The following is a 5922-nucleotide window of genomic DNA, read 5'->3' as shown; positions in this document are numbered from 1 at the left end:
GTCCAGCCGCACCGCCACCCACGTGCTGCGGCGCGCGGCCGCCGCGGTCGGCCCCACCATCTCCAGGTACGAGTTCAGCGCGGGGGAATCCGCGGGCAGCGACGAACTGCCGGGGTAGCAGTGCCAGATGACCTGGATCGCGTCCAGCACCACGCCGCGGTCCTCCAGGCAGGGCGCGAGCACGCCCAGCGGCAGGTTCAACGCGGTCTCGGTGGGCTTGAGCAGCGGCGGGGTCGGGTCGACCATCAGCACCGCGGTCCATTTGCCGTCGTGCCAGGCCAAACCGACGGGATTGCGGTCGTGGTCCCGGCCGCGCGCGACGACCAGGTCCTCGACGGCGATCCGCAGCAGCGCCACGCGGTGGTTCTCGTCCGGGCCGATGATGCCGTCGCCGTTGATGTCCTCGGCGAGTTCGCTGACGTCCGCGGACGGCGGTTCGGACCGGCGGGTGTGGCTGCGGGTGCGGTACTGCAGCACCAGTCCGAACCACTGGGTGAACCACCGCCCGCGCCTGCGCAGCAGCGCGATGATCAACGCGAGTCCGGCAACGCCCGCGGCCACCGGCCACAGCAGCTCGTTGAGCCACACCAGGATCAAGCCGATCGCCAGGCCGACCTCGATGACGGCGATGTTGGCCACCGGCATCGCCCCGAGGCTCGCGCCGATGGTGCGCCGCCGCGCGCGGATGCGCGTGCGGGCGCCGCCGGGAGCGGAGGCGTTCGGCTGGGCCGGATGTTGCGTGCTGACGGACATCCGTTCGGTCTCTTCCCCTCGCAGATAGTGCGCGCGGCGCGCTAACCAGGTCGTTCGGCGGCCGCGCGAAAGAATGCCCACGGACTCGGCGGATCGGACCCGTTCGCGGACTCTCGGCGGCTATCCTGCGGAACCGTACCTCGGACGGGAGAGCTGTAGGCGAAGAATGGCATCAACACCCACAACGAAGTCACAGGTCCAGGCGTACCGGTTCGTCCTTCGCCGCATGGAATCGGCACTGGTCCGCAAAGACGCCGTGATGCTGCACGATCCGATGGGTTCGCATAAGCGCGCGACCGTCGCGGGCGCGATCCTCGCCTGCATCGGCATCATCGGATTCCTGGTGTGGGGACTGTTCGGCGGCAAGGGTTCGGTGCCGCAGCCGGGCTCGATCGTGATCGGCAAGGACAGCGGCAGCGTGTACGTCGTCACCGCCGACCAGCAGGCGCAGAAGCGGCTGATCCCGATGCTGAACATGGCATCGGCGAAGCTGCTGGTGATGGCCCAGGGCGGTGGCCAGGGCGGGCAGGCGGTGCAGGCCACCACGGTGAAGGAGGCCGCGCTGGGCGAATTCCCGCGCGGGCCGCGCACCGGGATGGTCAACGCGCCGAACTACCTGCCGGACCCGAACAACATCGCCGATCCGTCCTGGGCGATCTGCGACGTGGGCCAGGTCGCCGACGACCTCAACGTCTCCGGCTCGGCGCGCCCGGCGAAGGTGGAGACCACCGTCATCGGCGGGGATCCCAACCACGGCACCGAGTTGGCCGAGAACCAGTCGCTGTTCGTGCGGGACCAGGCGTCCGGGCAGGAATACCTGATGTACCGGGTGGACGGTGCGCCGGGCAACCCGAACACCCGCACGGTGAAGGCGAAGGTGGACCGCTCCGAGCGGGCCGTGATGGACATCTACGGGCTGAACGGGCAGACCCCGCGCACCATCAGCACGAAGATGCTCAACGCCGTCCCGGAGGTGCCGGAGCTGCGGATCCCGGAGGCGCCCAGCGGCACGGTCGACTACATGCAGAACTCCTACGACTCCGGTGACGTGGTCCGCCAGACCGTTGCGGGCAACCCGGACAAGTTCTACGTGCTGCTGCCCAGCGGGAAGCAGGAGATCAGCGCCGGTGCGGCCGCCGTGCTGCACGCGGACAAGCCGCGCTCGGAAGGCATTCCGAACGCCACCGGCACGATCACCGACGCGCAGTCCGCACCGGACGGGCAGCAGATGGCGCTGGAGACCTTCCCGACCGTGGTGCCGAAGCCGGTGCCGTTCCAGCAGGCCGACACGTCCTGCCTGAGCTGGCGCAACATCAACGGCGGGCAGCACATCACGGTCACCACGAACAAGGGCAGCCCGGCGAAGGCCGCGCCGGTGAAGCTGGCCCAGTTCGACGGGACCGGCCCGAACGTGGACTACTTCTACATGCCCGCTGGCAAGGCCGGGGTGGTGCGCGCGGCGTTCAACGAGCCGGGTGCCGAGTCCGGGCCGATCTACCTGGTGTCCGACCAGGGCGTGGTCTACGGCGTGAAGGACGGGAAGACGGCGCAGGGGCTGGGCGTGACCAACAACCCCGGGTCGATCAAGGCGGGGCCGGCGCGGATCCTGGGTACGTTGCCGCGCGGTGACTTCCTCGATCCGGCACAGGCGAGCTTCGTCTACGACTCCATCCCGGTGCCGCCGGGCGGGGTGAACCGGCCGCCGCCGCAGGCGCAGCAGCAATCCGGCACTGCCGGGAGCTGACCGGACCGCTCTGGTCGTCCGCAGAATCCGCCCGCCGGCCCATCGGGTCGCGGGCGGATTTTTGCGCGGTGACCGCGATATGGGAGCCGTGGTTTTCGGTGCATTGTTCGCGGCCGGGTCATCGTCAACGGCCGGGCGACATCCGATGCGTAACGAAAATGTGAACGCCGATTTTGCGCCGGGGCGTGAAGGCGTTTTGACACGCTCCGTCCGGAGCATTTCCACGAGGCGTGATGATTCGGCACCGAATCCCGGAGGAGTGCGGTCGGGGGTTGCACTGCGCAGAACAAACGGCCCGGAACCATCCGCGCCAGGACGATTCCGGGCCGTTCGCCGGCCGTTCCGCGCCGCTACTCCGCGTCCTGCCCTGCTTCCCGCGCCCGCACGGCGCGCCGCGCGCGCACCAGGAACGCCGTGAACAGCACCGCTCCGATGCCGCCGAGCGAGCCGCCGAAGGCGATAGTCAGCGCGAGCCAGTTCGGCTGCGGGATCACGTCCGCACCGAGCCGGGCGGGCTTGACCGGCGCTGGCCGCTGCCCGTGCTCGGCGGGGATCACGTTGTCCAGTGCGGCCATCGGGTCGATCAGGCCGTAGCCGACGATGTCGTTGCGGCCGTTCGGCCCGCCGGGGCTCAGCGCGGTCTTCTCGATCCGGTCCATCACTTCGCCCGCGGACAGCTCGGGGTGCTTCTGCTTGATCAGCACCGCCATCCCGGACACGTAGGGCGCGGCGAAGCTGGTGCCCTGGTTCGGGCCCGGCTGGCCGCCCTGCCCCGTCGCGAGATGGTTGACGACAGTGGTGCCGCCCTTGCCCGGGTCGAGCCCGGTGAGGTTCTCGCCGGGCGCTGCGACGTCCACCCACGGGCCGGGGACGGTGAACTCCGACGGCTGGCCCTGCTGTCCGACCGACCCGACCGTGAGCACGTACTTGTCGAACCAGGCGGGCAGCACCGCGGTGGTCGGGGAACCGGACGGGTTCTTCTGGCAGCTGTCCTGCGTGTTGCCCGCGGCGGCGATCACCGGGATGCCCTGGTCGTAGGCGTTCTTGACCGCGTTGCCCAGTCGGTTGTTGTAGCCGCCCCCGTCCGCCATCGCCTGCGCCATCGGCTGGCAGGACGACTGCGAGATGTTGATGACGCTGACGTTCTGGTCGACGGCGTGCTGCACGGCCTGCGCCATCGACTGCGTGTCGCCGACCGTCTTGTTCTGCTGCTTGTCCTGGAACAGCTGGGAGGACTGGCGGATCGACATGATCGTCGAATCGGGCGCCACTCCGGTGAATCCCGTCTCGGGGGAGTCGGAGGCCCCGATGATCCCGGCGACCACGGTGCCGTGGCCGTCGCAGTCGGAGTTCGCCCCGCCGTCCGGCACGGCGCTACCTCCGCCGCCGTTCAGCTGCAGCCGCGGATGCGGGTTCACGCCGGTGTCGATCACCGCGACCGTCGCGCCGGAGCCGGTGTAGCCCTGCTCGTGCGCCCGCTCGAAACCGAGCGTGCGCTGGCTCCACGGCTTCTCCTGGACCGAGGTGCCGCCGCTGTTGGGCTGCATGCAGCCCTGCGCGGCTTCGTAGTTCCCGGTCACCCCGAGCGGCCCGCTGGGCGGGGTGGCGGGAGTCAGCTCCGGCGGCTGGAAGTCCAAGGGGTCCTCGGCGGAGGCGGGCATCGCAGGGCCGAACGCCGTCACGCCCACTACCGCCGACAGCGCCAGCGCGCGCCGCAACGACCGGTTGGTGCGGCTGGTCATCAGAACGAGAGGTTCAGGTCGCGGACCGCCATGTACAGGTCCATGACGCCGAGTGCGAGCGGCAGCACCAGTGCGATCAGCACCGCCTCCAGGATGTCCACCGTGCGCCGCTGCACCGGCGAGAACCGCCGGTTCGGGAACACCACGCCGAACACCAGCGCCAGCACGCCGAGCAGCAGCAGCGGCGGGAACACCCCGGCCACCCAGACCGGCTGCTGCGCGACCATCACCAGCAACCCGGCGGTGACGCCGAGCGCCGCGAGCAGACCGGTCAGCAGCAGCGCCACCGCTTGGCTGCCGTTGGCGTAGTTGCGGCCGCGCAGCAGCAGCACCGCGGACACGACCACGGCCAGCAGCGGGCCGAAGACGCCGTGCTCGGACGTCACGGCCGCGAGGATCGCGCCGAGCGCCGCGGTCAGCCCGCAGCCGATGATCAGCCCGGTCATGTACTGGTGCGCCAGCCCGGTACGGCGCTCGATCATCCGGTAGTCCGGGAAGCCCGCGTCCTCCTTGAGGTCTTCGGCGTTGCCCGGCACGTGCGGCAGCGGCAGCTTGGCGAGCTGGATGGTCAGCCGCGGCAGCAGCGAGATCCCGGCGAGCCCGACCGCGGCGGCGCCCGCGGCGACGCCGGCAGCAGTGGCTTCCCGCGGCAGCAGCGTCGCGACGATGAACGCCAGCACGCCGAACGAGGACACGGTGGCCGCGGCGATGAACGTGACCACGCCGGTGCCGATCACCATCAGCGAGATCGACGCGAAGATCAGCACCAGCGCGCTGGCCAGCAGCAGGCCCGGCCGCAGGCTGTCGCCGAACGGAATGGCGTTGAGCCCGGCCACGAACGCCATCGGCAGCCCGCCCGCCCCGGCGATCACCGTGCCGGTGGTGGGGGCGCCGTAGGCGCGGGCGACGATCGAGCCGATGCCGGTGGCGAACACCGCGACGAACAGCGCCACGACGGCCGTGACGATGTGGAACAGCAGCCCGCCGGTGACGCTGGTCAACCCCAGCGCCGCGGCCGCGCCGACCATCGCCAGCGCGCCCGCGGTGTGCCCGATCTTGTTCGCGGTCTCCTTGGTCCACGGCCGGTAGCTGCCCGGCTCGGCCTCGGCGAGCGCGTCGACCACGTCGTCGTACAGCGGCGGGGGCGGATTGTCCGAACGACGCCGCAGTTGCAGCAGGTCACCGTCCACAATGCCCAGCGAGGCCAGCGTCTGGCTGTTGTCCAGCGGCTCGTCGCCGAGCTTGGCCAGGCACCACCCGCCGTGCCGCGAACCGCCGTCGGGTGCGGTCTCTCGGGACATGTCCAGCAGCATCGGCAGCAGATCCGCCACCGCGACATCGGCGGGCAGCGCCAAATCGATGCGAGTGTTCGGCGCCACCACTGTCACGCGGCTGAACACCGTGGTCCCGGTAGCCACTCCAGGCCCCCTACTTCCTAGGTCCGTGCATTCCGCTCGCTCCACGAAGGACGGTCGGTTTCTCGCCGAAAGCGGCCCGCCCGGCCGCGAAGCGCCCCTAGTATGGCCGCACCGACCGCGAGCGGGTGAAGGGTTTGGTCCAACTCGTGCCAACACGTTGATATCCGGTTGGTCACGAGCACGGTCGAGTCCCGGGGTTCCGCGGACGGCGCCGCCGCGGGCAGTGCAGAATGCCGCCCGCGGTCCGCGGCCGCCGCGCCCGGCC

General features: G+C 70.6%; 3 protein-coding genes and 1 pseudogene. 1 reads left to right on the top strand and 3 read right to left on the bottom strand.

Features of this window, described 5'->3' with window-relative positions; translation table 11 throughout:
• Positions 1–753: pseudogene (locus IJH84_RS16620) on the bottom strand (type VII secretion protein EccE); the annotation flags it as partial.
• A 73-nt stretch (positions 754–826) separates the two neighbouring features.
• Between IJH84_RS16620 and eccB the strand changes: the two are divergent.
• Complete coding sequence (eccB, locus tag IJH84_RS16615; protein ID WP_367269037.1) at positions 827–2497, top strand: type VII secretion protein EccB; 1671 nt, start codon at positions 827–829, stop codon at positions 2495–2497.
• 350 nt (positions 2498–2847) lie between these two features.
• On the opposite strand, the gene mycP is transcribed toward eccB, so the two are convergent.
• Both mycP and eccD read right to left on the bottom strand, forming a co-directional pair.
• Positions 2848–4239 (bottom strand): type VII secretion-associated serine protease mycosin, encoded by a 1392-nt coding sequence (mycP, locus tag IJH84_RS16610; RefSeq protein WP_295146003.1) that lies wholly within the window; start codon positions 4237–4239, stop codon positions 2848–2850.
• Positions 4239–5657: a type VII secretion integral membrane protein EccD gene (eccD, locus tag IJH84_RS16605; protein WP_200068424.1), complete on the bottom strand. Its 1419-nt coding sequence runs from the start codon at positions 5655–5657 to the stop codon at positions 4239–4241. The genes mycP and eccD overlap by 1 nt, the downstream gene beginning before the upstream one ends.
• Positions 5658–5922 lie beyond the last annotated feature (265 nt).

This window comes from Saccharopolyspora sp. (genome assembly GCF_017434145.1).
Lineage (GTDB): Bacteria > Actinomycetota > Actinomycetes > Mycobacteriales > Pseudonocardiaceae > Saccharopolyspora_C > Saccharopolyspora_C galaxeae.
Note: the sequence above shows the minus strand (reverse complement) of the source record. Positions and strands in the feature narration are given on the sequence as shown.

What these genes read in the sequence shown, in the direction of transcription:
- mycP (WP_295146003.1), bottom strand. Translation starts at nt 4,239, where the DNA reads ATGACCAGCCGCACCAACCGGTCGTTGCGGCGCGCGCTGGCGCTGTCG.
- eccB (WP_367269037.1), top strand. Translation starts at nt 827, where the DNA reads ATGCCCACGGACTCGGCGGATCGGACCCGTTCGCGGACTCTCGGCGGC.